This window comes from Bartonella sp. AD328YNZD (assembly GCF_042196425.1).
This window is the reverse complement of record NZ_JBHIQG010000482.1, coordinates 1-1,450: the sequence shown is the minus strand read 5'-3', so window position 1 is coordinate 1,450 and position 1,450 is coordinate 1. Positions and strand designations below refer to the sequence as shown.

Genomic DNA, 1,450 nt, shown 5'->3' with positions numbered 1-1,450 from the left:
TTGCCAATTTTATTCCCAGCATTCTCAGCAGCCTTAACCACTGCTTCTTTTAAAATGCGCGTCACTTTATTTGGAACACCTTTGACACGCCCCATTCCTGCCTTAGGAGGTTTATATTTTTTCTTTGTTTGAGAAATCTGTTCTGTATTTTGTGATGTCATAAAATACGCCCTCCAGATAATAAAAAACCCCGCATTTGCGGGGATTTTGAACTGTACATTTCCCTCTCCAGACACAATACGCCTAAATACAGTAATGTCATTAAATACGATTTGCTACACTTTGTCAACATAAAAATAACACATATTGATATATTCAAAGGGAATCAGTTAAACAACACTTATGAATAATACAGCACTTATGAATAATTAAGGGTTCAAAATGATGAAATCATTATCCATAACACGCATCATAACATTTATAGCTTTCTTTTCTATATCAGCGCTACCTGCATCAGCGTCATTTGGATTTATAGACAAATTGACGCGTATGTTTACAAGTGTAGATACTAAAGAGAAGTATAATCAACTTTACAACAAATACGTAAGTGAATCATATATTGGCTCTATGCATTCTGAAAAGATACGCAAAGCAGAAGAACTTTCACTCAGCATGGGCACAAAATATTCATTTTTTAAACAGGAAGATATATTGTATCGTCACATATCAGTTGTTGGTTGTGCATCCTTTATGAGTTTATTGCGGGGTGATTATAATAAGGAGATGTCGCAAATGGATCTACCCAATGTAATAAAGCGTTTACGCGATGAATATAATTGGAGTGAAAGCGATTTTATGTGGGCATACGACGTGGTCAATGATGACAAAGATCCAATGATTTATTATGCAAAAAAACTTATTAAGCGTTACGATTTCAGAAAAGAACAAGTAAATAACATAGTATCTGACATGAAAGAAAATGATCATAAAAGGTTAAAGGAACCCATTGAATATTGCAGAAACTTACGAACGATATACAATATAATGAAACCGTAATAGAGATTGTCATTTAACGATCAAAATGTTTCTGAAGCGCATTAAGAGCAACACGTAATGAATTCACAAGGTGTGGTAGCATTTGATCTTCTATAACGAGATACTGTAGCGCAGCATGAAGATTATACTGTCTATAAAGGCATTGTGCTTCTTTTAGTGCCTCTTGCGTGTTGATAAACTGCTCTGTTGCAAATGCTACCCATTTATCTCTTGCCTTATCATCAGATGATGACGGCATTTCGTCATAAATTGCATTAGGCAAGCCTTTTGCACAAAGGTAATTATTTCTTATCTGTAGGTACTGTTGCGCGGCGTCATATTGCTCTTGAGTAAGCACGCTTTGCAAACAAAGTCGCCCTATATAAGACCCAGAGAGCGGATTTTTTGCCTCCTGTAGCGTTAAACCGAAGCGCTTTGCACGCATTTCTATTGCCAATTTATCAACGGCTTCACG

At 36.1% G+C, this 1,450-nt stretch carries 2 protein-coding genes; one reads left to right on the top strand and one right to left on the bottom strand.

The annotated features are described in order from the left end of the window. Window positions 1–381 precede the first annotated feature (381 nt). Complete coding sequence (locus tag ACFIO3_RS13035) at window positions 382–996, top strand: hypothetical protein (protein ID WP_375608866.1); 615 nt, start codon at window positions 382–384, stop codon at window positions 994–996. 13 nt (window positions 997–1,009) lie between these two features. On the opposite strand, the gene ACFIO3_RS13030 is transcribed toward ACFIO3_RS13035, so the two are convergent. After that, a partial coding sequence (locus ACFIO3_RS13030; RefSeq protein ID WP_375704599.1) for a hypothetical protein occupies window positions 1,010–1,450 on the bottom strand: 441 nt, incomplete at its 5' end.

Excerpts from the sequence above, each read along its gene's own strand:
- ACFIO3_RS13035 (WP_375608866.1), top strand. The coding sequence starts at position 382 with ATGATGAAATCATTATCCATAACACGCATCATAACATTTATAGCTTTC.